The 25,384-nt window shown below is 62.6% G+C and carries 26 protein-coding genes; 12 read left to right on the top strand and 14 right to left on the bottom strand.

The genetic code is table 11. The features are described from left to right. Positions 1-169 precede the first annotated feature (169 nt). From ACNAOU_RS04630 to ACNAOU_RS04585, 10 genes are all read right to left on the bottom strand, one after another. Positions 170-472: a DUF4193 domain-containing protein gene (locus ACNAOU_RS04630; RefSeq protein WP_018780148.1), complete on the bottom strand. Its 303-nt coding sequence runs from the start codon at positions 470-472 to the stop codon at positions 170-172. Positions 473-598: 126 nt separating this feature from the next. Next, the gene (locus ACNAOU_RS04625; protein WP_018780149.1) at positions 599-814 is read right to left on the bottom strand and encodes a hypothetical protein; all 216 of its coding nucleotides are present in this window, start codon (positions 812-814) and stop codon (positions 599-601) included. 104 nt (positions 815-918) lie between these two features. Next, a complete protein-coding gene (gene lhgO, locus ACNAOU_RS04620; RefSeq protein WP_422758137.1) occupies positions 919-2,118 on the bottom strand; it encodes an L-2-hydroxyglutarate oxidase in 1,200 nt (399 codons plus the stop codon). Positions 2,119-2,255: 137 nt separating this feature from the next. Beyond that, positions 2,256-2,732: a DUF805 domain-containing protein gene (locus ACNAOU_RS04615; protein WP_018780152.1), complete on the bottom strand. Its 477-nt coding sequence runs from the start codon at positions 2,730-2,732 to the stop codon at positions 2,256-2,258. A 281-nt stretch (positions 2,733-3,013) separates the two neighbouring features. Continuing rightward, entirely contained in the window at positions 3,014-4,564 is a 1,551-nt protein-coding gene (gene menE, locus ACNAOU_RS04610) for an o-succinylbenzoate--CoA ligase (protein ID WP_422758136.1), read from the bottom strand. 11 nt (positions 4,565-4,575) lie between these two features. After that, on the bottom strand, positions 4,576-5,901 hold the full coding sequence (locus ACNAOU_RS04605) for an MFS transporter (protein WP_079582809.1): 1,326 nt from the start codon (positions 5,899-5,901) through the stop codon (positions 4,576-4,578). Between the two features lie 44 nt (positions 5,902-5,945). Beyond that, on the bottom strand, positions 5,946-6,401 hold the full coding sequence (locus tag ACNAOU_RS04600) for a MaoC family dehydratase (RefSeq protein WP_422758135.1): 456 nt from the start codon (positions 6,399-6,401) through the stop codon (positions 5,946-5,948). 37 nt (positions 6,402-6,438) lie between these two features. Continuing rightward, a complete protein-coding gene (locus tag ACNAOU_RS04595; protein ID WP_422758134.1) occupies positions 6,439-7,644 on the bottom strand; it encodes an acyl-CoA dehydrogenase family protein in 1,206 nt (401 codons plus the stop codon). A gap of 1 nt (position 7,645) precedes the next feature. After that, positions 7,646-8,536, bottom strand: a complete 891-nt coding sequence (locus ACNAOU_RS04590; protein ID WP_018780157.1) for a 4-hydroxyphenyl-beta-ketoacyl-CoA hydrolase — start codon at positions 8,534-8,536, stop codon at positions 7,646-7,648. Positions 8,537-8,538: 2 nt separating this feature from the next. Further along, positions 8,539-9,492 (bottom strand): SDR family NAD(P)-dependent oxidoreductase, encoded by a 954-nt coding sequence (locus ACNAOU_RS04585; protein WP_193590956.1) that lies wholly within the window; start codon positions 9,490-9,492, stop codon positions 8,539-8,541. Between the two features lie 139 nt (positions 9,493-9,631). Here ACNAOU_RS04585 and ACNAOU_RS04580 point away from each other — a divergent pair, with 139 nt between their 5' ends. Together ACNAOU_RS04580 and ACNAOU_RS04575 are read left to right on the top strand one after the other, a co-directional pair. Continuing rightward, positions 9,632-10,090, top strand: a complete 459-nt coding sequence (locus tag ACNAOU_RS04580) for a MarR family winged helix-turn-helix transcriptional regulator (RefSeq protein WP_018780159.1) — start codon at positions 9,632-9,634, stop codon at positions 10,088-10,090. A 261-nt stretch (positions 10,091-10,351) separates the two neighbouring features. Further along, on the top strand, positions 10,352-11,083 hold the full coding sequence (locus ACNAOU_RS04575) for a DUF72 domain-containing protein (RefSeq protein WP_422758133.1): 732 nt from the start codon (positions 10,352-10,354) through the stop codon (positions 11,081-11,083). An 11-nt stretch (positions 11,084-11,094) separates the two neighbouring features. On the opposite strand, the gene ACNAOU_RS04570 is transcribed toward ACNAOU_RS04575, so the two are convergent. Continuing rightward, positions 11,095-11,556, bottom strand: coding sequence for a GatB/YqeY domain-containing protein (locus ACNAOU_RS04570; RefSeq protein ID WP_039239905.1), 462 nt, complete (start codon positions 11,554-11,556; stop codon positions 11,095-11,097). Between the two features lie 138 nt (positions 11,557-11,694). Here ACNAOU_RS04570 and ACNAOU_RS04565 point away from each other — a divergent pair, with 138 nt between their 5' ends. After that, positions 11,695-11,979 (top strand): DUF3040 domain-containing protein, encoded by a 285-nt coding sequence (locus tag ACNAOU_RS04565; protein ID WP_422758132.1) that lies wholly within the window; start codon positions 11,695-11,697, stop codon positions 11,977-11,979. Here ACNAOU_RS04565 and ACNAOU_RS04560 read toward each other — a convergent pair. Beyond that, positions 11,965-13,260, bottom strand: a complete 1,296-nt coding sequence (locus ACNAOU_RS04560) for an NAD(P)/FAD-dependent oxidoreductase (protein ID WP_422758131.1) — start codon at positions 13,258-13,260, stop codon at positions 11,965-11,967. The genes ACNAOU_RS04565 and ACNAOU_RS04560 overlap by 15 nt on opposite strands. Positions 13,261-13,385: 125 nt before the next feature. On the opposite strand from ACNAOU_RS04560, the gene ACNAOU_RS04555 reads away from it, so the two are divergent. The 3 genes from ACNAOU_RS04555 to ACNAOU_RS04545 are packed head-to-tail and all read left to right on the top strand — an operon-like array spanning position 13,386 to position 15,597. Next, a complete protein-coding gene (locus ACNAOU_RS04555) occupies positions 13,386-14,171 on the top strand; it encodes a histidine phosphatase family protein (protein WP_018780164.1) in 786 nt (261 codons plus the stop codon). Next, entirely contained in the window at positions 14,149-15,069 is a 921-nt protein-coding gene (locus tag ACNAOU_RS04550; RefSeq protein WP_179128477.1) for an NAD(P)H-hydrate dehydratase, read from the top strand. The genes ACNAOU_RS04555 and ACNAOU_RS04550 overlap by 23 nt, the downstream gene beginning before the upstream one ends. Positions 15,070-15,090: 21 nt before the next feature. Then, the gene (locus tag ACNAOU_RS04545; RefSeq protein WP_422758130.1) at positions 15,091-15,597 is read left to right on the top strand and encodes a hypothetical protein; all 507 of its coding nucleotides are present in this window, start codon (positions 15,091-15,093) and stop codon (positions 15,595-15,597) included. Here ACNAOU_RS04545 and ACNAOU_RS04540 read toward each other — a convergent pair. After that, positions 15,594-17,255 (bottom strand): RecQ family ATP-dependent DNA helicase, encoded by a 1,662-nt coding sequence (locus ACNAOU_RS04540; protein WP_422758129.1) that lies wholly within the window; start codon positions 17,253-17,255, stop codon positions 15,594-15,596. The genes ACNAOU_RS04545 and ACNAOU_RS04540 overlap by 4 nt on opposite strands. 276 nt (positions 17,256-17,531) lie before the next feature. Here ACNAOU_RS04540 and ACNAOU_RS04535 point away from each other — a divergent pair, with 276 nt between their 5' ends. Continuing rightward, positions 17,532-18,140 carry a TasA family protein gene (locus tag ACNAOU_RS04535; RefSeq protein ID WP_422757675.1) on the top strand — a complete coding sequence of 203 codons (609 nt, stop codon included), beginning with the start codon at positions 17,532-17,534 and terminating at the stop codon, positions 18,138-18,140. Positions 18,141-18,322: 182 nt separating this feature from the next. Then, on the top strand, positions 18,323-18,802 hold the full coding sequence (locus ACNAOU_RS04530; protein WP_144027695.1) for a hypothetical protein: 480 nt from the start codon (positions 18,323-18,325) through the stop codon (positions 18,800-18,802). Positions 18,803-18,833: 31 nt separating this feature from the next. Here the strand turns inward: ACNAOU_RS04530 and ACNAOU_RS04525 are convergent, their stop codons facing one another. Beyond that, a complete protein-coding gene (locus tag ACNAOU_RS04525; protein ID WP_422758128.1) occupies positions 18,834-20,393 on the bottom strand; it encodes a glycoside hydrolase family 32 protein in 1,560 nt (519 codons plus the stop codon). A 326-nt stretch (positions 20,394-20,719) separates the two neighbouring features. Here ACNAOU_RS04525 and ACNAOU_RS04520 point away from each other — a divergent pair, with 326 nt between their 5' ends. From ACNAOU_RS04520 to ACNAOU_RS04505, 4 genes are read left to right on the top strand one after another with little or no spacing between them, the layout of a single operon-like run. Further along, positions 20,720-22,156, top strand: a complete 1,437-nt coding sequence (locus ACNAOU_RS04520) for a GH32 C-terminal domain-containing protein (RefSeq protein WP_422758127.1) — start codon at positions 20,720-20,722, stop codon at positions 22,154-22,156. A gap of 45 nt (positions 22,157-22,201) precedes the next feature. Then, positions 22,202-23,539 carry an ABC transporter substrate-binding protein gene (locus ACNAOU_RS04515; protein ID WP_422758126.1) on the top strand — a complete coding sequence of 446 codons (1,338 nt, stop codon included), beginning with the start codon at positions 22,202-22,204 and terminating at the stop codon, positions 23,537-23,539. A 47-nt stretch (positions 23,540-23,586) separates the two neighbouring features. Then, entirely contained in the window at positions 23,587-24,468 is an 882-nt protein-coding gene (locus ACNAOU_RS04510) for a carbohydrate ABC transporter permease (protein WP_018779914.1), read from the top strand. After that, entirely contained in the window at positions 24,465-25,370 is a 906-nt protein-coding gene (locus ACNAOU_RS04505; RefSeq protein WP_055974167.1) for a carbohydrate ABC transporter permease, read from the top strand. The genes ACNAOU_RS04510 and ACNAOU_RS04505 overlap by 4 nt, the downstream gene beginning before the upstream one ends. The last annotated feature ends 14 nt before the right edge of the window (positions 25,371-25,384 follow it).

Genomic DNA, 25,384 nt, shown 5'->3' with positions numbered 1-25,384 from the left:
GCATCCACGGGTTTTGGCGGGTTGTGGCCGCTTCGGAGCACAACCGTTAAGAGGACCCCCGTCAGGTTACGGGCGGGTCATCCGAAGCCGCTTCCGGCATCAATTCCGGGCCGTTTCAGTCGGCTTCAACCACGTTTTCGTGACCGAAGATAACGTGATCAGCGCGTTATCAGCCTTCGCAGTCCTTGCAGAACTTAAGGCCGTTCTTTTCCAAGGCAATCTGCGAACGGTGACGGACCAGGAAACAAGACCCGCACGTGAATTCGTCCGACTGCTCCGGAACCACAACGACGGTCAGTTCCTCGCCCGAAAGATCGGCGCCCGGAAGATCGATTCCTTCGGCGGTATCGACGTCTTCCACGTCGATGACAGCGGTCTGGGCACCGCCCCCGCGGGACGCCTGGAGAGCCTCAAGCGATTCAGCGGGAGACTCTTCTTCTGTCTTGCGCGGGGCGTCGTAATCAGTAGCCATTGAGGGTTCGCTTTCGTTGCTGCATAGTGCCTATTCCGGCACCTCAGTGAAGCAGTTTAGGGCATACTACCCGGCATCAACGAAAAGTGTGCTCAACGCAACATTGTGCAGCTTATAGCGCGGTTCCTACGTGGCCGTCGGCGGGCGTCCTGCGTGCGATTGGATGGCCTGGGCTCCTGCCACTGTCACCCCGCTCAGGGCTGGAAGCCATGTCCAATCCGAAGCCGACCCGTGCGGTCCTTCAGGCTCGGGACCGGCGCAATCCAGGACGTACGCGGCCTCGATCCAGCGGCCCAGGGAATCGCCGAGTCGGGTAGCAAGTGCGGCCAGTGAGGTGATCATGGAGCAAAGCTATCCACCCCGCATGTGGGCGCCGTTTCCGGATCGTCACGGGCTTGTTAACTCACGCCGCTCCCGACCCTCCCCGGCCAAACAGCCCTCGCCTGCTAGTCCGCCAGCGCCTGCTCCACGATGTACTCGGCGATCGCCATGGACGAAGTAGCCCCGGGCGACGGCGCGTTCCGCACCAAAACGGTGTCCCGGCGTCGTCCGATGACAAAGTCGTCCACCAGCGATCCGTCGCCGTTCATGGCCTGGGCGCGGACGCCGCGGGTGCCAGGGAGAACAGTGGCGCCCTCCAGGGACGGAACAAAGCGGACAGCTTCGCGGATGAATTTCTTGCGGCTCACCACAGTCTGGAATTCACGAACAGCCGAGGGCACATTCTGCCGCGCAAAATTCCAAAAGCCCGGGAACAGCGCATAATCCAGGACATCGCGGACCCTGACATCCTTCCAGCCGTAGGATTCCCGGCCAAAGGAAATGAACGCATTCGGTCCGAGCATCATTTCGCCGTCAATGCGTTTGGTCAGATGCACGCCCAGGAAGGGATGCCGGGGGTCCGGGACAGGATAGATAAGGCCCTTCACCTGCTCACGGGCCGCGCGGTCCAGGAGAAAGTACTGCCCGAAGAACGGCACGATCCTCGGGTTCGCGGCCTCACCCGCCGCCTTCGCCAAACGGTCCGATTGCAGGCCGGCGCAGGCGACCACCAGGTCAAAGTGTTCACTGTCGTCCTTCGTATGGACAACCGCGCCACTCGCTTGCTGTTCCACCGACGTGACTTCCTGCCCAAGCCGGATGGTCCCTCCCGAGGCCCGAACGTCGTCGGCGAGCGCTTCGGTGATGGCCGAATAGTCGACGATCGCCGTTTCCGGCGAGTGCAAAGCGGAAAGCCCGACGGCGTTCGGCTCCACCTCGCTTATCCGGTCACCGCCCAGCATCCGTGCTCCGGGCACCTCGTTGGCTGTGGCGCGGGCAAAGATGTTGTCCAGGCGTTTTTGCTCTTCTGGCGTCTGGGCAATGACCAGCTTCCCGCATGCTTCGTAGGGAAGGGCCTTCGCGGCGCAGAATTCCTGCAGCAGCTCCACTCCCCTGCGGCACAGCCGTGCCTTCAACCCGCCGGGTTCGTAGTACAGCCCTGCGTGGACCACCCCTGAGTTGTGGCCTGTTTGGTGGGCAGCGAGGCGCCCTTCCTTCTCATAAACGGTGACCTGGACGCCGTCGAGCTTGTTGGAAAGTTCCCGCGCAACCGCGACGCCGATGATCCCGCCGCCAACCACGGCGCAGCGCTTGATCGGTTTCATGGCTGGCTCTCCTCGTCATCGGGGTCGGTCCGCGTTAAGGACAGCATTTCACGGAGTGGTCGCGTGGGCACGCAGTGCGGGCACAAAAAAGGGGCGGCACACTAGGTGCCGCCCCTTTTTGCGTGGTGCGTGGGTTATTACGCGGTCGGCTGGTCGAAACGCTGGCCGGCCGGGTTGGACGGCAGGAGCGAGAGCACGAAAACAACGATCGGCACCACAACGAGCAATGCCAACCAGCCGCTGAGGTTGGCGTCGTGGAGACGGCGAACCAACAGGGCGAGAGACGGAATCAGGACTGCCAAGTAGAAGACGAGGACGAGGATGAGCCCCACTGCAGCACCAGGACCGGGAATTGTTCCGCTGCTTGTAGTGGTGGCACCAGCGGCGCCGAGAATGCCGGTGAGCAGCTGCAGGACGAAGCCCACGACGCCCAGTACAAGGGCGACCCACCAGTATTCACTGCGGCTGGCACGGCCCGAGAACGCGGCGTACTTCTTGAAGAAACGCTTGACGGCTGCACCGATCGGAGCGCCATAGTAGGGTGCCCACAGCGGCGGCTCGCCGGCCTGCGCTGCGTAGGGCTGGGTCTGTTGCGGTTGTTGCGGGTAGCTCATTGGTATATCCCCCGGGGTTTCGTTGTGATGAATGCGTACTCAGAGACGAGTCGACCCAATCGTAATGCCCCGAACGCTGTTTAGGCAGTTCGATGGACAAAATTAACCGGGATTTAGCCCAGTAACGGAATATGTCGCCCGAAAGCCGCATTCAGCACCCGGAATGTGAGCAAGCGTCCCACCCAAACACCCGGAACGTGAGGAAGCGTCCCACCCAAACACCCGGAACGTGAGCAAGCGTCCGCCCCAAGCACGCGTGACGTGAGCAAGCGTCGGGAGGGTTACTGCGCGTAGTGCTTGCGGAGGTCGGTCTTCCTGATCTTGCCGCTGGCCGTGCGCGGCATCTCTTCCACGAACACCACGGACTTGGGGATCTTGTAGCGTGCCAATCGTCCGTCCAGATGCGAGCGCAGCTGCTCTTCGGTCAGGGCAGCACCCTCCCGCAAAGTCACGATCGCCCTCGGGACTTCGCCCCATTTCCCGTCGGCCACTCCAATGACGGCCACGCTTCCCACGGCGGGCAATTCCGCAATGGCTGCTTCCACTTCGGCCGGGTAGATGTTCTCGCCGCCGGAAATGATCATGTCCTTGAGTCTGTCGGAGACGAACAAGAAGCCTTCCTCGTCCTGGTGTCCCATGTCCCCCGAGCGGAACCAGGAGGAGTCCGCGTAGCTGTCGGCAGTTGCCTCCGGCCGGTTCCAGTATTCCTTGATGACGTTGGGCCCGGAGATCTGGATCTCCCCCACTTCGCCCGCGCCCACGACGCTCCCGAACGGATCAACGATCCGCACATCCGTGAAGAAGTGCGGCAAACCCGCTGATCCGGCCTTCACCTTGGAAGCGGAAACCGGGAGCATGGTGGCTCCTGGCGCGGTTTCGGTCATGCCGTAGCAGGCGGTGAATCCGATGCCACGTTCCTCATAGGCGTCCAGTACCCGCTGCGGAACGGCGGACCCGCCGCAGGTGAGTTTGTCCAGGGAGCTGAGGTCCGCCGTCGACCATTCCGGATGGTCGCAGAGCATCTGGAAGGTGGTGGGGACGCCGTTCAGGGTGGTGACCCTGTGCCGGCCCACCAGTTCCAGGACGCGACCGGCGTCGAACTTGGATTCGAGGACCACCGTGGCGCCCTTGAGCAGCATCGGCAGCAAACCCATGTCCAGGGATGCGACGTGGAAGAGCGGCGAAATCATGAGCGCTATGTCGTTGCGGCTCAGGTCCATGTCCACCACGGTATTGATGCAGTTCCAGGTGATGTTGCCGTGCGTGAGCAGCGCACCCTTCGGCTTCCCTGTGGTGCCGGAGGTGTAGAGGATCATGGCGGCGTCGTCCAGTGACACCGCAACATCCATCGCTGTACCGTCCGAGGCGCCAATCACCTCCTCATAAGGTTCGACGCCGGTCGGCAGCTTGACCGCGGACCCTTCAGGTCCGCCGTCGGGAGCCACCACAAACCGGTGGGTGACCGCAGTGTCAGCCACGGCGGCCGTCGCAACAGGCTCCAGGGCCGCGGCGTTGATGAGGATCCGGGCTCCCGAGTCCTGCAGCTGGAACTGAAGCTCGGGAGCGGCCAGGCGCGTATTGAGAGGCACGAAGATGGCGCCCACCAACCCGCAGGCAAAGAAGGTTTCCACAAAGGAGGGGTGGTTCTCGCCCAAGTAGGCCACACGGTCCCCTTTGGCCACTCCCCTGTCCTTGAGGGCGTTGGCCAGGTGATCTGCCCGGTCAGCCAGTTCGAGGTAGCTGAGCTTCCGGTCACCGGAAACAAGTGCTGTTGCGTTTCCGGACTTGCTGCGGCGACGGTGCAGCCAGGATCCAACTCCGTTGTTGTCCATGGTGGTTTCTCCTAACTGACCGTAGAGAGGTCGTTGTTCTTAGACTCCCGCGTCAGCAGGATGAAGACAATCGACACCAAGGACATGATGGACAGGAAGACCACCACGGGGACGATACTCTGGCCTGCGTCCTTATAGAGTCCGGCGACGATTCCGGGGGTGAAGCCCGCGCCGATCAAGGTAGCCAGCTGATAGCCGACCGCAGCACCCGTGTAGCGGTTGGTGGTGCCGAACTGTTCCGATACGAACGCTGCAAGGGGTCCGTAGAGGGACGAGTGCAGGACCAGCGCCACCGTGAATGCCAGGAAAATCAGGGCGATGTTGCCTGAGCTGAGCATCCCGAACATGGGGAACAGGTAAAGGATGAACAGGGCCAAACCGGCGACCATCACGGGACGTCGACCGAAGCGGTCCGACAAGCGGCCGCCCAGGAGGACGAACAGGATGGAAATCGCCGAGGCTCCCGCGAAGGCATAAAGCACGCCCTGCTGCGGTGCGCCCTTTGACACTGCGTAGGTGACGGAGAACGTAGGAAGCACTACCTGAAGACCAAAGCCAGCAGCACCGGCAAACATGATCATGATGAGTGCTTTGGGGCGCTTCAGGACCTCCAGCAGCGGGATCTTCCGCTTGCTGCCTTGGGCGCTTTCCTTGGCTACGGCCTCGGCGAAGATCGGACTCTCGGAGACCCGGAGCCTGACGAACATGCCCACGATCAGCAGCACGAAGGAGAGCAGGAACGGCACGCGCCAGCCCCACGCCAGGAAGGCGTCTTGCGGCAGTGCGGAGAAAATGCCCATCACAACCGTGCCGAGTACGGCGCCTGTCGGCGCACCGGCGTTCACGAACGAGGCAGCGAAACCGCGCCGCTTGGGATCGGAATGTTCCAGCGCCATCAGCGCGGCGCCACCCCATTCACCCCCGACGGCGATGCCCTGGCAGACGCGCAGGAGCACCAGCAGCACGGCACCCCAAGGACCGATCACGCTGGATCCCGGGATCAAGCCGATCAGTGTGGACGCGACGCCCATCATGGCCATGGAAACGATCAACATTCCCTTCCGGCCGATCCTGTCGCCGAAGTGGCCGAAAATGATGCCGCCCAAGGGCCGGGCAACGTAACCGGCGGCGAACGTTGCATAGGCAGCGACGACGCCCACCCACTCGTCCGTTCCGGCGAAGAACACCTTGGGGAAGGCAACCGCTGCCGCCGTCGCGTACAGCAGGAAGTCGTAGAACTCGATGGTGCTGCCCAGATAGCTGGAAAGGATGACCGTACGCGCTTCTTTACGCTTTGCGGCCGTGCTCGACTGTGCGAGCGCAGTGTGTCCTGACATGGCTGTTCCTTGGAAGAGGAGGGAAGTTGCTGGAAAGGGAGTGCTTATTTGTAGAAGCGTGCGAGGAATTCGGCCACGACGGCGGGCCGTTCCTGGCCTTCGATTTCGATGGTGGCGTTGACCTTGATCTGGGCGCCGCCCTTGACCTCGGTAACCTCGGCGATACTGCCCTGCATACGGACCTTGGAGCCCACCTTCACCGGTGACGTGAAACGGACTTTGTCCAGGCCGTAATTGACCCTGGTGGTCACCCCGTCGACGTCGAAGAGTTCGCCCCAGAACGGGATGATCAGGGACAGGGTGAGGAAGCCGTGCGCGATCGGTGCACCGAAAGGACCATCCTTGGCGCGTTCGGGATCAACGTGGATCCACTGCTGATCGTCCGTGGCATCGGCGAACAGGTTGATCTGCTGTTGGGTGATCTCCCGGTAGTCGGTGGTGCCCAGGTCCTTGCCGGACATGGTGAGCAGGGTGTCGAAATCGACGACGAGATTGGGCATCGTTGCCTCCTGGTTGTTGTGTTTTTCTGTGCGTTGTTCAGTGAGTGAAAGCACTCTCGCCCGTCAGGGCGCGTCCGACGATCAGTGCATTGATTTCGTGGGTGCCTTCGTACGAATAGACAGCTTCCGCGTCGGCATGGAAACGGGCGACGTCGGTGGCGAGGGTGATGCCGTTGCCGCCCACGACTTCGCGGGCGAGGGCGACGGTTTCGCGCATCATCAGGGACGTCTGCATCTTGGCCAGGGCGGAGTCCTGGTCCCGGTAGATGCCTTTGGCCTGTTGTTCGGTCAGGCGGGTCACCAACGAGAGCGAGGCGGTGGTATTTCCGAGCATGCGTGCCAGCTTTTCCTGCACGAGTTGGAAGGACCCCAAGGAGCGGCCGAACTGCCGGCGTTCCCTGACGTAGGCAAGGGCGGCTTCGAAGGCACCGGCCTGGATACCGGTGGCGAGCCACGCGACGTCCGAGCGCATGGCCCGCAGCATCGCGGCCACGTCCTTGAAGGAATTTACGCTGTGCAGCCGCATGGCTTCCGGCACCCGGACGCCCTTCAGGGTGATGTGGGCGTTCTGCATCATCCGCAGGGACGTCTTGCCGTCGATCTTCTCCAAGCCGACCCCGGGAGCGGTCCGGTCCACGAGGAACCCCTTGACCTGTCCGTCGGCCACATCCCGGGCGAACACGCACAGCACATCCGCCGTGGAGGCTCCCCCGATCCAGCGCTTGGCGCCGTCCAAAACCCAGCTGCCGTCGGCGCCTGTTCCTGTGCCACGTTCAAAGCGTGCGGTGGTGGAAAGCCCTCCCGCGATGTCCGAACCGTGTTCCGGTTCGGTCAACGAGAAAACACCTTTGAGGGAGAAGTCCACAACGCCGGGCATCCACTCCTTCTGTTGTTCCTCGGAGGCCCCTACCCGGATTGCCGTCCGGAACAGGCCAGCCTGTGCCGTGTACCAGGTGGCCAGGGACGCATCGGTTCGGGCGAGCTCGAAAATCCGGAAACCGTGGAAGATTCCCCGCGCCGGATGTTCGAACGGCTCCATCAGATCAAGGTCGATCAGCGGCTGCGCCAGTTGTTCAGGGAATTCGCCCCGCTCCCAGTACTCGGCGAGCAACGGCTTCGCTTCGGTCTCCAGGAAGGTCCGCAACCGGCCCAGCACCCGGCGCTCTTCGGTGGTCAGGAGCGCCTCGGCGTCGTACCAGTCCGCCACCGAGTACAGTCGCTGATCCGCAACACTCGTGGTCATCTCAGCTACCCAACCCGAGCAGCCGGACGGCGTTGTCCTTGAGGATCTTCGGGCGGACTTCGTCCTTCAAGGGCAGGTCGGCAAATGCGCCCAGCCACTTCTGCGGAGTGATCAGCGGGAAATCCGTCCCGAACAGGACCTTGTCCTGCAACACCGAATTCGAGGCCTTCACCAGCGATTCCGGGAAGTACTTCGGCGACCACCCGGAGAGGTCGATGAACACGTTGGCTTTGTGTGTGGCGATCGAATTTGCCTCGTCCTGCCACGGCACCGAGGGATGGGCCATGATGATCTGCAGGCCCGGGAAATCGGCCGCCACGGCGTCGAGCAGGAGCGGGTTCGAGTACGCCAGCTTGATGCCGTATCCCCCGGGAAGCCCGGCACCCATACCGTTCTGGCCCGTGTGGAAAATACACGGCAACCCCAGCTCCTGGAGCGTTTCCCAGAGCGGGTAGAACTGCTCGTTGGATGGGTCGAAGCCCTGGAGTGAAGGATGGAATTTGAATCCCCGGGCACCGAGCTCAACGGCCTGGTGCTTGGCTCCGGCGATCGCGTCCTCACCCGTCCGCGGGTCCACGCTGCCGAACGGAATCAGAACATCGTTGTTCCGCCCGGCTCCGGCGATGAGTTCCGGGATGCTGTTTGGTTCGTGCTTTAGTTGCGTCCTTGCGTCGACGGTAAAGACGACGGCGGCCATGTTCAGTTCGCGGTACACCTCGGCGATCCTGTCCAGGGACGGGGTCCTGTCCTCGGCTTTGAAGTACTTGGCCGAGGCTTCCGTCAGGGCATCCGGGAGCGAGCCGTGGCCGCAGCTGTCCACTTCGAGGTGGACGTGCATGTCGATCGCATCAAGGGCAGCGGCGTCGATGCCGAGCTCGTATCGGTCAGCCATGATCAGCGGGCCTGTACCGCTTCGGGCTTGGCCGGTTCAGGCTGCAGTTCTTCCGGCAAGGGCAGGAATTCCTCACCGTAGCTCTGCAACGCGTCGGGGCCGAAGAGTGATCCGGCGTTCTCTACCAGTGCTTCGTAGCTCCAGCCGCCGTCGCGGTATTCGGTGGTTGCCGCCGTCGGGTGCGTCCAGACCTGCAGCCGGTCACCGCCGGCACCGATCGCCTGGCCGGTAATGCCGGCCGCCTTATCCGAGGCGAGGAAGGCGATGAGCCCGGCGACGTCGTCGGCAGTTCCGAAACCCAGGTCATGACGGAAGAACGACGGCATGGCCTCGCCACGCTCGTCAGCTTCCACGGCCTTCTGGAAATAAGGGACCGTCTTGGTCATCGCCGTCGCCGCCACCGGAATGACAGAGTTGACGGTCACGCCGGCCTTCTTCATCTCCAGCGCCCACGTCCGGACCATGCCCACGATCCCCGCCTTCGCAGCCGCGTAATTGGTCTGCCCGAAGTTGCCACGCTGGCCCGTAGGCGAACCGATAGTGATGATCCGGCCCGCGACGTTGTTTTCCTTGAAGTACGCGAAGGCCTCACGGACGCAGGTGAACGTGCCCTTCAAGTGGACGTTGATGACAAGGTCGAAGTCCTCGTCGGTCATCTTCAACAGGCTCTTATCGCGGAGGATTCCTGCGTTCGTGACCAGGATGTCCAAGCGACCGAACGTCTCCACGGCACCGGCGACCAATGCCTTGGCGGCATCCGTGGTGCCCACCGGAACGACGACGGCGGTGGCCCGGCCGCCGTCGGCCTCGATCTGCGCGACTGCTTGCGCTGCGGTCTCAGCGTTCACGTCATTAATGACGACGGCGGCACCCTGGCGGGCGAGCTCCCTCGCGTAAGCGAGACCAAGACCCTGTCCACTCCCGGTAACGATTGCAACCTTGCCGTTCAAGCTCATGGCGTGCTCCTTCGCATGCAGTAACCGGCCGGAGCCGGTGGGGCCGATCCCACTGCGTCGTGAGATCCTTGTCATGATCAATGAGAATACGGATCATTGAAAAAGTCAACGATTGTTTTTCATTACTATTGGAGTTGTCATGGGCCCGCAAAGCACCGAAGTGGAAACCCCGCGCCTGGCCGAGGCCAAAATCGGCAACGATGTGGGCCTGTTGCTGGCCAAACTGCACGCGACAGGCTCCCTTCTGAACAACAAGGCACTGGCGGATTACGGGCTTCGTGAGCGGTCCTTCTCCGTGCTGACACTTGCCTGCAGCGGCCTGGAACCTACGCAGCGCGAGCTCGCCGATTTCCTCAGCCTGGACCCCAGCCAAGTGGTCAGTCTGGTTGACGACCTTGAACACCGCGGCCTGGTTAAGCGGGCGCAAGGCAAGCAGGACCGGCGGGCCAAGATCATCGTTTCCACCGCGGAGGGCCGCCGGATCCACAACAAGGCTCGGGCTGCGCTCGAGGTGTGCGAGCAAACGCAGCTGGCAGCGCTCAGCGAGGACGAGAACACGCAGCTGCGGGCACTGCTGAAAAAGGCGCTGTGGGGCTAGGAGCAATGACGACGTCGACTTCCTCGGCCGGCCGGACTCCTACGCCATCGATCCAGCCCTTCCGATTGCGCGGGGCACCCACTCCGTGAGAGGACTGCCAGGTGCATTTGCTGACGCTTCCCGAAGTTCTGACGAGCAGCCCCGCAGAGCACGCCAGCGGGAAGTAGCAAATGTTGCCGATGACCTCCGCGCGCTAATGGCGAGGACCGCTGGAAACGGAACCGTGCGTTAAGAAACCACCCACAGGGGTACATCCTCACCATGGGCATCCGCATCGGCACATCGGGCTGGAGCTACGATCACTGGGAGAGCGTGCTCTATCCCCCGGGACTGCCCGCCTCCAAGCGGCTGGCCCACTACACTGCTCGGTTCACCACCGTGGAACTCAACGCGAGTTTCTACCGCTGGCCCCGGAACACTACCTTCGCGGGTTGGCGGAACCGCCTGCCGGAAGGCTTCGCGATGTCGGTCAAAGCGCCGCGTGGCCTTACCCATGCCAAGAAGCTCTACAGCCCCGAGGTATGGGTGGAAAGAATCGTGCGCTGCTGGCACGAGCTCGGCGACAAAAGGGCGGTTCTGTTGGCGCAGTTGCCACCTGATTTTGCCCGTGATGATGCCCGGCTCGACTACTTCCTGGCCGCCCTGCCGCACTGGATCCGCGTCGCCGTCGAGTTCCGGCACGACAGCTGGGACCACCCGGACGTGTACGCGCTGCTGGAACGCCACCAGACCGCCTACTGCATCATGAGCGGCGCCAATCTGCCCTGCATCCTCCGGGCCACGGCTCCGTTCGTCTACATCCGCATGCACGGCCCGGACCACCAACACCTCTACGGCGGCTCCTATTCGGACGACGATTTGAGGTGGTGGGCGGACAGGATCCGCGAGTGGAGCGGCGCCGGCAAGGACGTGTATGTCTACTTCAACAACGACGGCGGTGGTAACGCCGTGCGCAACGCTGACACTCTGCGGTGGCTGCTTGGGGTCAACTGACCCGGTGGCGGTCAGGCCAAGCGGGCGCGCACGATCTCGCTGACGGTCTTGCCATCGAAGCGCCCTGCGACCTTCGCGGTAACAGGCTTCATGACGGCACCGATGGAGCGCATTGAGAGTTCCTGGCCTTCAGCTTTCAAGGCATCAATGGTTTCCTCCACGATGGCCTCAACCTCTTCACGGGTGAGCGCTTTGGGGAGGTAGGCCTCGATGATCTCCGCCTCGGCAACTTCGGCCGCTGCGCGGTCAGCTTCCCCCGCCTCGGTGTAGATCTTCGCCGTGTCCCGGCGCTTGGCGGCTTCCTTCTGCAGCAGCGAGGTGACCTGGGCGTCGTCGAGCTCCACTGGCGTCTTGCCTGACTTTTCACGGGTGGTGATTTCACCCAGGACATTGCGAACCGTGGTCAGGGCAACTTTGTTGCCGGCCTTCATGTGGTCGACGACGTCTGCCTTCAAGCGTTCTTTGAGTGTCATACTGCTCCTTGTTCGAATTCCTCCTGCTATCTTCCCAGCAGATCCCCATGGGCGCTCATTGCCGGCAAATTGATGCTTGCGATCTTAATAATCAGCATGCTTAGCTAATTTGGAAACCTAGCGCCGAGGAGGACCACTATGCCGCTTTCAGAACGCGAGCGCCGGGTTCTGCAGCAGCTCGAGCGGGAGCTCTTCATCCAGGATCCCCACCTCGCCCGGCAACTGGAATCCGGTGTCCCCGTGCGCGGCACCATCCACCCGCGCCTCCGTGACGTCATGGCCGCCGCTTTGGGAGTACTGCTGGTCCTGATGGCGATACCTCTGCACGTACCCCTGTTGGGCGTGGCCGGCACACTTCTTGGGGTTCACGCGGTGTTGTCCCACCGCAACTACAAGAAACAGGCCCCCTCAAGATTCCTTTGACGGTGCCGGCACAGGCGGCCCCTGCCCGGGAGGTTCCTTGTCCAAGGGTCCGCTGACCACCACTTGGGCGGGACTGTGCAGGAGATAGCCGTTGAGCCAGGAAAACAGTGCCCGGATCTTTTGCTGGAGCCCTGACAACAGGGCTAAGTGCACCAGCAGCCAGGACAAAAACGCAAAGAGGCCCTGAAGCTGGATGCGCTTGCGACCAAGTTCCGCCACTGCCGCACCGCGTCCCACCATCGCCATGTAGCCCTTGTCGACGTACCGGAAAGGCGTTCGGCTGCCGCCGCCAAGGTCGGCAAGGATGTTCTTGGCCGCCCATTTACCCGCCTGCTGGGCTACCGAGCCCAACTGCGGCAATTTGGCTCCCGTTGAGTCCGTGATGTTGGCAGCATCCCCGATGACGTAAACGCCATCCACGTCCGGCGCTGTCAGGTCCGGGTGGACATCGACACGTCCACCCCTCCCCTGGGCCAGCCCCGATCCGGCGATAATACCGCCCGCTTTCAGGCCGCCGGCCCAAACGACGATCTGCCCCGGGACGGAGCTCCCGTCCGCCAAGGTGACACCATCAGGCCGGACCTCAGTGACACCCACACCCATGTGAAGCTGGACGCCGACTTTCTGCAGGTGTTCAGTCGCGTACTTTTGGGACTTCGGGGAGAACATGTTCAACACGCTGGGAACCATGTCCACCAGGTGTACCCGGCAGCGGGCAGCCAGCTCGGGCGAGAAGTACTTCCGCACCACGTATTTGACGTTTTCAGCCATCGCTCCGGCTGTCTCTACACCTGTGGGACCGCCGCCGACCACCACCACATCCACGAAGCTGTCGGGATTCCCGTCAGCCTGGTCCAGCAACCGGGTGAGCCCGCCACCAAGTCTTGTTGCGTCTGTGACGGAGTACAGGGGGAAGGCCAATTCCTCCGCGCCCGGAGTGTTGAAAAAGTTCGGGACGGCCCCCACGGCAAGGACCAGGATGTCCGCCCGCAGGGTCTGCCCGTCGGACGTCGTCACTGTGCGTTGCGATGCGTCCACGGATTCCACTTTGGCAGTGAGGACCTTGACCGTTTTGAGGCGGCGAAACACCGAACGGAGTGGCCGGGCAATGGCCGACACCCCGATTTGGGACGTAGCAAGCTGGTAGAGGAGGGGCTGGAACTGGTGGTAGTTGTTCGAGTCGATGAGCAAGACGTGTAAACCCTTGCGGCCGAGTTCCCTGGCTGCTGCAACGCCTGCAAATCCGCCACCGACCACAATGACCTGGTATGTGTCCTTCATGCGAGCAACATACTTCACCGGGGGTCCGGGCAACAGAGGTTCCCGATCCGTCGTCGCGTGTTTATTCTCTGGACCGGTGGGTACGCAGTGGGTAGTGTTCTGCATTCGGCAACGCACGCGGAGGGGTGGCTTTTGTGAACGAGGACGGTCTGACGGACGCCGTGCAGGAGGCCGGTGCCGTGGAATTACTGCTGGTCCGGCATGGTGAGAGCGAAGGGAACCTGGCGGCCACCGAGGCGCGGCTGGCAGGGGCGGAGGTCATTGCGGTCCCGGCCCGGGACCCCGACGTGAACCTCTCGGGCACCGGACAGGACCAGGCCAAAGCGCTTGGGACCGCGCTGGCCCGCATCGCCGAAGACATGAGGCCGGACGCTGTTGTCTCCTCCCCCTACGCCCGTGCCAGGCAGACGGCGGAAATCGCCGTCCAGACTGCCGGATGGCCAGTGAAGGTGCTCACCGACGAACGTCTCCGGGACAGGGAATTGGGCATCCTGGACAGGCTGACAAGCCGGGGCGTGGAAAACCGCTACCCGGATGAGGCCGAGCGGCGTCTGTGGCTGGGCAAGCTGTACTACCGTCCGCCCGGCGGTGAGTCCTGGGCCGATGTTGCCCTCCGGCTGCGCTCGGTGCTGGACGAACTCAACACCTTGGGCTCGGGCCAGCGGGTGATGCTGGTCTGCCACGATGCCGTCATCCTTTTGGTCCGCTACGTCCTGGAAGGCATGTCCGAAGAGGAGATCCTGGACCTCGCTGCGACGACGTCGGTGTTGAATGCTTCGATCACGCGCTATGTGCGTCCCACCGGCTCGGGGCCCTGGGAATTGGAGAGCTTCAACGTCGCCGACCACCTCACAGAGCAGGGTGTCACAGTCACCGAACACGCCGGAGATGCCAGTGTCCACCCCCAGTGAACCCACTTTGGTGACTCCGTCCCTTCTGCGGGACTGGCCACTGCCGGCCCCTGGCGAGGACAAGTATTCGCGCGGGGCAGTCCTGGTCATCGGCGGGGCACGCGCGACCCCCGGGGCGGCCATACTCGCCGGGACGGCGGCGCTGCGTGCCGGGGCAGGCAAAATAACCTTGGCCGTGGCCGAATCCGCGGCGGTGCAGGTGGGCGTAACCCTGCCGGAGTGCGGTTCACCCGGTCTTCCCGAAACAGCCGACGGGTCATTGACCGGAGAAGGGCTGGAACGAATCGGATCCGACCTGGAGCGGGCCGACGTCCTGCTGATTGGGCCGGGGCTGGATGATCTGGATCTGGCCGGGACGATGCTGCGGGCGCTCTTGGAGCGGGAGGAATCCAACGGTCCCGCTGACGCTGCGGGCGGTCCCGCCGTCGTTCTTGACGCCTATGCCCTGGGGGCACTTGGGAAGGTTGAGTCGCTGCTGGGACCATGGCGTGGGCGCCTGATCCTTACCCCCAATCCCACAGAGGCCGGAGTCCTGTTGGGGAAGGATGTCGATGACCTGGAAGCTGCAGTGATGGACATTGCCCAACGGTTCGATGCCGTGGTGAGCTGCCAGGGATTCATCGCCGGCCCGCAGGGGATGTCGGATCAAGGATCCGGACTCTGGAAGATCACCACAGGCTACGGAGGGTTGGGAACTTCGGGCAGCGGAGACGTCCTGGCGGGTGCGATTGCCGGTCTCAGGGCCCGCGGAACCAGCGACGCCCAGGCCGCCTGCTGGGGTACCCATCTGCATGCAGCCGCTGCGGACCGCCTGGCCAGCAAACTGGGTCCCCTCGGATTCCTGGCCCGGGAGCTCGCCGACGAACTGCCGGCCCTGATGGTGGAACTGAACACCTGAGTCCTCCACTAGGCTGCCAGCATGGGGACAATCGGGGGAAGTAATCGAACACCGCGTGTCATTGCCAGTTTGTTCGGGCTGGCTGCAATAGCTGCATTCGCAGTTGTGGGAGCGTTCCAGATTCTTGTCTGGAATCCCCTCGCAGCTGTGCCCGGTGCCAGCCTGGACGAAATTCATGAAGGGCTGGCGCGGGCCAACGAGTCAATCTCAGCGCCCACGGTTGTGACATGGGCCTTTTTGGGAACAGCGCTGGGGGCCGTTGTGGTGCTGCTTTCAGCGGCCGGCTCTCTCGGGCGGCTGAGGACCGTTGTCCTCCTCGACCTCCTGATCCTTGGGCTCGGCGCCCCATCCTATTCCTTGGTGTCTTTCCACGCCGGAATGGCTTTGGCTGATGCGTTCTTCATTTCCGGTGGCGATTACGCCCCGTGGGGCGGAGTGCTGTACACGGTCAGTGCGGCAGCCTTGCTTGCCGGTTTGATCGTGATGGTCACCAATGGCCGATCCGGCGCGGCTCCCGCCACCGCCTAGGCCGGTTTCAGCAGCTCATGCTCCACGACGGCGGTACGGGACAGGGTCTTGTAACCCTCCTGTTCGAACAGGACAGTAATGACGTCGTCCTCGTGCCGCATCACCAGACCAGGCCCCCACTCCTTATGGACCACGGTGGACTGCAGGGGGAACTGTTCCTCGCCGCCCGGGGCCGCGGGGTTGCCGGAACCCGGGGCGTCTTGTCGGACCTCAGCGCAGGAATCGCAGTTGCCGCAGGGCTCCGGCAGCTCCTCCCCGAAGTAGCCCAACAGGAACTGGCGGCGGCAGGCATCCGTCTCAGCGTAAGCCCGCATCATGGTCAGCCGGGACTGGTCAACCCTTTGCCGTGACTCGGCCAGATCCACAGCACGGTTGACCAGCGTAGCCGGTTTTGCCTTGGAAATGAGCCGGGTGCCGCGCTTGCCGGTTTTCACCGCGCCGGCCTCCTCCAACTGGTTGACCAGCCCGGTAATCCGCCGGGCGGGGAATCCCGTCAGTTCCACCAGGGCGCTCTTCGGAGCCGGCCCACCGGCGTTCCTGATCACCTTCAGGATCGTTTTGAGGGCACCAGGGTCCGGCGAATGGGTACCGAAGAACTTGCGCAAGCCCAGGTCCTCGGCCCGGTAATGCAGGATGGCCGCAGCAGCTTTGCCATCACGGCCCGCCCGGCCGATTTCCTGATAGTACGAGTCCAGTGACTCGGGGATGTCCGCGTGCACGACGAACCTGACGTTGGGCTTGTCGATGCCCATGCCAAAAGCAGTTGTAGCGACCACCACATCAAGTTGGTCGTCCAGGAAGCGCTCGTGAATGCTTTCGCGGTCCGCGTCCGTCCTGCCCGCGTGATAGGCCTCAGCACGCAGGCCCCGTTCGGTCAGTTTGGCAGCATACTTTTCGGTGTCTTTTCGCGTAGCCGCGTACAGAAGCCCCATCCCCTGCGACGCGGACAGCTCCCCTACCTGTTCCACCACGGCTTTGCGCTTGGCCTTGTCCTCCTGGTGGCGTATGACGTCCAGGCTGATGTTGGGCCTATCGAACCCCCGGACCAGGACCAAAGGATCGCGCATGCCAAGCCGTTGGACGATTTCATCGCGGACCGGCGGGGAAGCTGTTGCCGTCAGCGCTATCACCGGCGGGTTGCCCAACCGTTCGCGGACGTTGCCCAGCTCCAGGTAGTCGGGGCGGAAGTCATGGCCCCACGCGGAGACGCAATGGGCCTCGTCCACCACGAACATGGAGATGTCCAACGTGGCGATCCGGTCCACTGTCTCCTGCCTGGCCAATTGCTCCGGCGCGAGAAAAAGGAAGACAGCCTGGCCGGATTCGGCCGCTTGCCAGGCGGCCTCCACTTCAGAGTCACTGCGGGACGAATTTATGGCGACGGCGGAACCCTCGCCCAGGTCCCCGGCCAGGCCCTCCAGTTGGTCCTCCTGCAGGGCAATGAGGGGAGAAACCACGACGGCGGGGCGCTTGGTTTGTTGGTGAAGGTGAAGTGCCGCTACCTGGTAGGTGGCAGATTTTCCGTATCCGGTCGGCATGACTGCCAAAACATCACGGCCCTCAGCAAGGGCGCTCATGCCGGCGAGTTGGCCATCGCGCAACTCAGGAAGGGAAAAGGAGGACGCCGCAAGGGCAGTCAGGGCAAGGTCAACTGACATGGAAAGATGGCTCCGCTTGGTGGTTCCTGCGGCCACTTGCATCAGCCGAGATGACCAGCCTAGCGCGAGGCACGGCTCTGCGCCGTTTACGAAGTTTGGGTTGTGGATAAGCGCCTTGGGGTGCTGCGGTTTTCTTGAGGGTTTCCTGAGGAAGTGTTGTGGGTTTGCAGGATTGGTTCTTGATCCAGGCCCGGCAAAGTATTTCTTGTCAGCCACACAGGCTGAAGAAACGGCCGGCCGGTCTCACGGTGGCCACACGAAAGGACACTGATCCCCATGGCCATCAGCCTCAAGACCACCTCCGGCAAAATCCTCGCCTCCGTCGCACTGGTCGGCACCGCAGCCGCCGTCGCCGGCATGGGAACCTACGGCGCGTTCACCTCCTCCACCTCCGCCTCCCAAGCCGTCACCGCAGGCACCGTCACCATCGCCCTGGGCGCCCCCGGACCAGCCAACACCCTCAACGTCCCCATCGCGGGCCTGCTGCCCGGCGACAAAGTCGAAAAACTCGTCACCCTGGCCAACACCGGCAACTCCGACCTGAACAACGTCACCCTCACCACCTCCGCCGGCGCCACCGCCTCCCTCCTCACCACCGACACCACCAACGGGCTGCAACTGACCATCGAAAACTGCTCCACCCCCTGGACCGGCACCGCCGCCCCCTACACCTGCGCCGGCACCAAAACCACCGTCCTGGCCAACGGCCCCGTCATCGCAGCGAACAAAACCCTGAACAGCCTCACCTCCCTGACCTCGGCCAAGACCGACAACCTCAAAGTCACCACCGCGTTCCCCACCACCGCGGACAACACCTTCCAAGGCGCCACCTCCACCATCGCCTTCGCCTTCACCGGCACCCAACGCACCGAAACCACCAAATAGACCACCCCAAACCCCGGGAACCGGCCCGTCTTGCCCTTCAGGCCGGTTCCCGGCCATTACTGTGCCGGTCAAATCCAGGCTTTCCCTGAGTCTTGAGTAGACCTTGAGGGTCCGAAGGATCTTTTCCTGAGGATCCCTTGGGAGAGTTGGATCAAGGCCAATCCACACCATCAGAAACGGAAGTGACGACGAGCATGCGGATCAAGTTCATCCTCTGGCGCGGACCGGCCATCTTCCTGGCCGTCCTGCTGATGCTGATGGGCTTTTCGTTGTCTCCGGCCCATGCACAGTTCCACGACACCGAAAGCGCCGGCATGGCCGTGGCGGCGGCGCGGATCCCGGCACCGGCGGCCAATACCGTCTCCGTAACCAAGAGCTGTGATTCCTTCTTGTGGTTCGGCCAGGCCAAGATCAGTGTAGGAAGCTACACCGCCGTAACCTATGCGAACTACTACGAACTCAAAGTCATCGATCCCGACGGCGTCGTCCAGTTCACTGGAGATCTGAGCAAGTCGTCCGGCCGTTCCTACAGTTCGGGAATCCAGAGCGTGGGAAACCTCAGCGGAACGTGGACTTACCAGATCCGCGGTTATTACAAGGTGCCCAACTCCACCAACAGCTGGGCAGGCCAGCCGCTGACCGGCACGCTGAACTGCCCCTGAGCCGCGGACTCCGCGACGCCACGAAGAGCTTCTAGATGGGGTTGCCGAACTCACGGATGGTTATCCCCGTGAAGTTGGCAGGGCCACCATCGGCATAGAGGGAAATCCCGGTGTCGCCGTCCGCGAAGTGAACTTGCTGCGAAACAACGGTGTGTCCGGAATTCACAAAGACCTCCACGCTTTGTTTATCGACAAAGATGCGCAGGTGGACGGAGCGGGCGTTGGCATCAATGGGTGCGGCAGTACGGGTGTACGGTGCCATCGAATAGCCGGCCAGCTCGGAGGGACTCCTGTCCACGTACAACTCATCGCCGTACTTTCCGATGTTCGTGTGCCGCGTTCCATCGGCCGAACGGCCCACTGACACCCCGACGTTGGCTGCTGCGTCCCAGGAGATACTGAGCTCCAGTTCATAGGCACGGCCGGTCCATGGCAGGACGGCGCTGCCATTGACGACGCGGTCCGGGAGGGCGGTGGTGGCGCTGACGTAGCCCTGCAAGGCAGCGACCGGGGAACTCAGCAGGCTGTACCAGCCTCCTGACTGCCTTTCCAGCCTCAGCTCCCGGACAATCGAGTTTTGCCCGTTGTACCCATCGGATGCGTCGGTGGGGACGTCCCGGGCGGCGTATTTCCAGTTGTTCATCCATGCAACGGCAAGACGCTTGGTCTCCGGCGCATCCACGGCCGGCCAAGTCACCCCGGCGTACCAATCCCAGCCCCAATCCAACCACTGCGGCGTCAGGTCATCGGCAATGAAGGCCGAGCCGTTCCAGCTGCCAGTCCAGTACGCATAGGTCATGGGCAAGCCCACGCTGTAGGCATCCATGCTCGCGGCGAAGATCCAATGCCGGGTGCCATCGCCAGCAGTCATTTCAAACAGGTCCGGGCACTCGATCCCGCCAAGGGCGTGGTTCGGGTAATCGAAGTTGGAGGTCCACTGCCAATCACGCAGGTTCGCGGAGGTGTAGAAGGCCGCATAGCGGGCCCGGCCGATGACGCACACCCATTCGCTGCGTGCCGCGTCCCAATGGATCTTGGGATCGCGGAACCACTCAGCGTTGTCGATCTCGGCAGGTGTGGTGGCGGCCCGGCCGTCAGTGTTCACGATCACCGGATCCGGCAGGGCCGTGAAGGTGTAACCGCCGTCGGTGGACCAGTACAGGTACTGCTCCTGGTACTTGCGGATGCCGTCGGTCGGCTTGGTAGCCAGCACGACGACGGCTCCCGCGCCAAAGCCTGCGGTGTTGGCCGTGTCCACCACTCCCGACCCGGACCACACGGGGAAGTTCGGTTGAAGCGGCAGGACTACGCCGTGGTGGCTGAAGGACACCGCGTCAGTTGTGGTGGCGTGATCCCAACCGCCCTGGCCGTTGTTGATGCTGGAGTGCAGGTAGTACAGCTGATAGGCGCCGTTGGTGTACACCGGCCTCTGCGGATCACACAACCATCCGGACGGCGGGGTCATGTGATAGACCGCCCGCTGCGAGGCAGCAGCCTGGGCGGAGCCGGACACGGCACCACTCATCAGCAGGGCCAAAGCGCCGGCTCCGGTGCCTTGGAGAAGGGTTCGTCGTGGAAATTGGGGCGTCATGAAGCGGTTTCCTCTCAAACATTCTTTGGTTGAGAACGCGGTGGGTGTGCGGATACGGCTGCGCATCCGGGCACGCCAAAGTGCGCCATCAAAGGAACTGGATTACTTCGTCCGGTGGGCGTGACCAAAGGTGTCTGCTCGGCGTCGAGGGACACAGGTATGCCTCCGGTAGCACGGACGTTAGTGGCTGGGGGTTTCGGTGGTCAAGCGTTTTAGCGAAGAATATTTTTGAGCAAATTAACTTTGCTAAAACGCTTGATCAATGTGTGTGACCTGCGCTACCTTCAGTGTGATCAAACGCTTTAGCAGAATGGACATCAGCGCAGATGAAACGCTCAGTCTTCTTCCAACCCGCCGACGGCTGGGTCGGCGACCTCATCCCTTTCGAGAAAGACGGGGAGTTTTGGCTCTACTACCTCCATGAAGTCCGGTCACAGCCCAAACCGGGCACTTCATGGAACCTCGTCACCACCAAGGACCTCACCCAGTTCGAGGACCACGGCGTTGCCCTCCCGCACGGAACCGAAGCGGAACTGGACTTCAACGCCTACACGGGCAGCGTCGTCGTCGATGACGCCGGAGTCCACCACCTGTTCTACACCGGCCAGAACCCCCGCAACCTAGGCACCGACGGCGCACCGCTCCAACTGGTCATGCACGCCACCAGTACCGACGGCATGCAGAGCTGGACCAAGCACCCGGAGCTCACCTTCGGAGCTCCCGACGGGTACGAATCCGGGGACTGGCGGGATCCCTTCGTTTTCCGGGATGAAGCCAAAGGCCAGTGGCGGATGCTGCTCGCGGCTCGGCATTCAGAAGGACCCGAGCGGCGTCGCGGTGTCATCGCCCAGTGCGTATCCACGGACCTGATGACCTGGGAGCACACCGAGCCTTTCTGGGATCCCCGCCGCTACATCACTCACGAATGCCCGGACGTTTTCCAGTGGGGCGACTGGTGGTACATGGTCTACTCAGAATTCTCGGAATCGTTCACCACGCGGTACCGGATGGCCAAGAGCCCTGACGGCCCATGGACCGTACCGAACCTGGACAGCATCGATGGCCGGGCCTTCTATGCGTCCAAAACAGCCGAACGCGACGGACGCCGCTTCTTCTTCGGATGGATCGCCAGCAAGGAAGGCAACAAGGACCACGGCCCTTGGGAATGGGCCGGCACCATGTCCGTCCTGGAGGCCCGACAGAATCCGGATGGCACCCTCGGGTTCTCCTTCGCGGATGAACTGGTGGAGAGCTTTTGGGAAGACGTGCACGTATCGCTGGCGGACGAGCTGCCGGCAGCTTTGGACGTGCCGGACAGCTACGCAGCCCTGGTCTCCCGGGAGGAGCTCCCCTCGCAGTTCTACGCCAAGGCCGTGCTGGACATAGGGCCCGACACCACCGAATGCGGCCTGCTCCTGCGGGCAAGCCACGACGGCGACCAGTCCTACATCCTGCGTCTGGAACCCAAGCGCGGCCGCCTGGTCTTTGACCGATGGCCCCGCGCCATCACCGGCGACGCCCAGTGGCACGTTTCCGGGGACGTCCCCTTCGATATCGAACTGGAACGCCCCTGCGACCTCACCCCGGGCGAGCACAGCCTTGAGGTGATTGTCGACGGCGACACTTGCGTCGCCGTCGTCGACCGCCAAGTTGCGCTCAGCGCCCGGATCTACGACCTGACGGCGGGACGGATCGGCGTTTTCGCCGGTGAAGGTTCCGTCAGCGTCACCGAACTCGAAATCCGTCAACGCACCGAAAACTAATACCCCCAACCCCAACCTCTGTTCCAATCAAGGGAGATTGCCGCAATGAAAAAACTACTCCGCGTTGCCGCCGTCGCAGCCGCAGCCGCACTGGCATTGACAGCCTGCGGCGGCGGAGGAAGCACCGCCGACCCTGCCAACGTCAGCCCCACCGGCGAGATCAAACCCCGCGAAATCTCGTGGCTGCTCTCCAGGCCCGCCGACGGCGCAGTCATCAACATCATGAAGAAGCTCGCCGATGACTACGCCAAGGACCACCCCGGCTTCGCGCTGAACCTCATCACCACACCGGACCGGCCGTCCTACATCCAGAAGCTTGAGACCCTGGCTGCAGCGAACAAGCTTCCTGAACTTTTTGACACCGACGCCACCCCGTTCGCCCAGCAACTGGCGAAGCAAGGCAAGATGGTGGACGCCGACAAGCTGTTGAAATCCTTGAACCTCTACGACGACTACCGTCCGGGCGCCTTGGACTACCAGCGTTTCGACGACGGTTCGCTCTACATGATTCCGTTCCAATTCGAGCTGGAATTCATGTGGTACAACAAAGCCATCCTGGAGAAGGCCGGCGTTTCCATCCCCAAGTCCCTCGATGACATCCCGGCCATGTGCACGGCTTTGAGGAAGGCCGGGATCACCCCGATCGCAATTGACGGGCAGGACCAGTGGCCGCTGGAACGCTACGTTGCCTACCAGCCCTTCCGCGAAGCCGGTCCTGACTTCGTGCAGAAACTGAAGAAGGGCGAGTCCTCATTCTCCGACGCCACGGGCCAGAAGACAGTCAAGTGGATGGCTGATCTCGGCAAGGCCAATTGCTTCCAGGACGGGTTCTCTTCGCAGGGATACTCGGACGCGCAGAACCAGTTCACGTCCGGCCAGGCGGCCATGTACAACATCGGAACGTGGGAGCTGCCTAGCCTTGCCACGGACAAGCTCAACCCGGCAGTCCGGGACAACATAGATTTCTTCACCCTTCCCACAACTGAGGGGTCCGTGACCGCGGCCAACGAGTTCGTCTCACCGTCCGGCATCGGCATGGCCGTGAACTCGAAGACCTACGATCCGTTGGTCAGCGACTTCCTGAAGTTCGCCCTGGAGAAGTACCCGTCCGAGTACGCGGCCACCGGCGCACTGTCCCCCACCACCAATGTTCAGACGGCAATCCCGGCCAACGCCACCCCGCTCTACAAGAAAGCGCTGGAGACGGCCAACGATCTTGGTGACAAGCAGGCCATGCCGTGGGATACGCAGTTGGACCCAACCACCAACGGCAGGCTCCAGCAAGAGCTGGTCCTGCTGGTCCAAGGCAACATCACGCCCGAACAGTTCACCAGCACGATGAACGACGCCATCAAGCAGAACGCGCCCAAGTTCTTCAAGTAAACGTAGCAGCGGGGGGTCGCAAGGCCCCCCGCCCGAAAGGCCCCGCCATGCTTCCCAACCGGTCAAGGACGTCCGTCCTGGTCTTCCTGCTCCCTCCACTGCTGCTGTACTGCGCAGCCGTGCTGTTCCCCATCCTGCAATCCCTGTTTCTCAGCTTCTTTTCCTGGAACGGCATCAGCGACATGGAGTTCGTCGGGCTCCAGAACTACGTCCGGATGCTCACCGCCGATGATGTTTTCTGGCGCTCCTTCTTCAACGCGCTCCTCTACCTGGCCATCTGCCTGGTCCTGCAACTTGGCGGCGCCCTGGTTGTCGCAAGCCTGTTGACCTCGCTGCGCCGGGGCCGGGAGCTCATCAAGACCCTATACCTGCTGCCCGCGGTCATCTCCACTGTGGCGATCGCCTTCCTGTTCGTGCGCATCTACTCCATCGATCCCGTCGGCCTGCTCAACCAGCTCCTGCACTGGGTGGGACTCGGTTCCTTTGAACGCGCCTGGCTCTCCGATGTGAATACCGTGCTTGCCGCAGTTTCCGCCCCGGAGGGATGGCGATTCACCGGGCTCTACATGCTCATCATCTACGCCGCACTGATCGCCGTTCCCAAGGAACTTGAAGAGGCCGCCGTCCTGGATGGCGCCTCCAAATGGACGCTCTTCACCAAGATCCGTTTTCCGTACATCCGCCCTGTCTGGATCACTACCACCATCATGGCCACCACCTACGGCCTGCGCGGCTTCGACATCCCCTATCTCATGACCAACGGCGGCCCCGGACAATCCTCCGAGCTGCTCACCACCTACATGTACAAGACAGCGTTCACCAGTACGGACTTTGGCTACGCAAGCACCATCTCCGTCTTCATCGTGATCGAGTGCCTCGTCGCCGTCGGCCTCATCCTTTTCATGCTCAAGCGGAAGGCAGACTCATGATCGCCCAGACAGCCCCGGCCACCAAGTCACCGGCAGTTCCGCCGTCCGCGCCGGCACCCAAACGGCGTCGCCGCAAGCCGAGCCTGTACCGGACGCTTTCGCGGGTCCTGATCATGCTGATCGTGATCGTCCAGGTGTATCCGTTGGCCTGGCTGTTCCTGACAAGCCTCCGCACGGAACAGGACTTCGCCACCGGAGACCCGTTCGCACTGCCAAGCGCACTGACCTGGGACAACTACGCCCGGGCTTTTGAGACGGGTGACCTCGGCCGGAACATCCTCAACAGCTTCATAGTGACCATGGGCGCCAACCTTCTCATCGTCCTGTTCGGCATGATGGCCGCGTACGCCATCCAGGTCCTTGGCTTCCGTTTGAGCCGGTTCGTGCGGGGGTTGTTCCTGGTGGGCATCATCGTTCCCGTCCAGATCGCCCTGGTCCCCCTGTTCATCGACTACTCCACCGTGAATCTGCTGGACACCTACCAGTCGATGATCATTCCCCTGGCCGGCTTTGCGCTGCCCATGTCCATCTACCTGTTCTCGTCCTTCTTTGAGTACATTCCCCGGGAAACCTACGAAGCAGCTTCCCTGGACGGTGCCGGACCGTACCGGATCTTCGGCCTGATCACCCTGCCGTTGTCGCTGAACACCGTGGTGACCGTGGTCCTGGTCAACAGCATCTTCATTTGGAACGACTTCATTTTCGCCAACACCTTTGTCCTCTCCGAGGACCTCAAGACCATTCCCCTCGGTCTGCAGAACTACATCGGCGCCATGGGCAAGGTGGACTGGACAGCAACGTTTGCTGCTGTCTGCGTGACCATCACACCGCTGCTGCTGGTCTTCCTGGTGTTGAACAAGGCCATGATCCAGGGCCTGGAGAGCGGGGCGAGCAAGGGATGACCACCACAGCGGAT

The sequence above is a fragment of the Paenarthrobacter sp. C1 genome, assembly GCF_049315185.1.
Taxonomy (GTDB): Bacteria; Actinomycetota; Actinomycetes; order Actinomycetales; family Micrococcaceae; genus Arthrobacter; species Arthrobacter nicotinovorans.
This window is presented reverse-complemented; position numbering and strand designations above follow the sequence as displayed.